The organism is Synechococcus sp. H70.1 (assembly GCF_047502705.1).
In the GTDB taxonomy this organism is placed as follows: domain Bacteria; phylum Cyanobacteriota; class Cyanobacteriia; order Thermostichales; family Thermostichaceae; genus Thermostichus.
On the sequence record NZ_JANSIV010000099.1, the window covers coordinates 1 to 808 of the forward strand.

The window sequence follows — 808 nt, forward strand, 5'->3', positions numbered from 1 at the left end:
ACATTGTTCTGCAAGCGGCCCGGCGCTGGGAGCAGATCATCACCGGCGATCTGCCCGATGTTGCCGTAACACTGCCGGCCGGTTTCTGCGGAGGTGGTTTCCCGCCAACAGCGCTGGTCAATCGCCGGGTGGACGACATCTTGGTGCAGGTGACCGGCGCCCGGCCTCTCTTTGCCCCTAGCGCTCCGGGGGGGATCCTTGGCGAAGCTGGCCCCTGTGGCTCTCCCCGGCCCGGGATCGGCATTATCCCCTATGGCAGAGTAGGGCTGGATCCTGCCGATCTGGCCAGGCTAGAAGCTCAGGGGAGTCTATTCCACGTGGTTCTGCACGAGTTGGGCCATGCGCTCGGCTTTGGCCTCGGGCCCAACTGGAGGTCCCTTCTCCGTAACAGTGGCACCAACAACCCGCGCTTTGCGGGCCCTCAGGCCACGGCTCAGTACAACAGCCTTGGCGGACTTGGCAATGTGCCGGTGGAGCCGGAGGGGCCACCAGAAGGTCACTGGCGGGGGACGTTGGGCCTTGAGCTGATGACGCCTATCCTGCCCCCTCCGCCCCTGCGCCCCGCTCTTAGCCGCATTACGGCAGCGGCCATGCAGGATCTGGGATTTACTGGCATCAATCTTGCGGCGGCGGATCCCTATGAGCTGCCCCCAGAAGGCCGCCGCCTGCCGCCGACAGGAGAATGGCTCTTCTTGGGCGACGACGCCATCTTTGGGCCCATTGGCGGCGAGACGCGGCTGTTGCCCTAGGACAAAACCTAAACTGTGGATGGCCCTGCTGGCTGTTGCCCGGCAGGGCCACTTTGGTA

General features: G+C 64.9%; 1 pseudogene. It reads left to right on the top strand.

The window, feature by feature from the left end:
- Window positions 1-749: pseudogene (locus NW827_RS07500) on the top strand (peptidase M8); the annotation flags it as partial.
- Window positions 750-808: the final 59 nt, after the last annotated feature.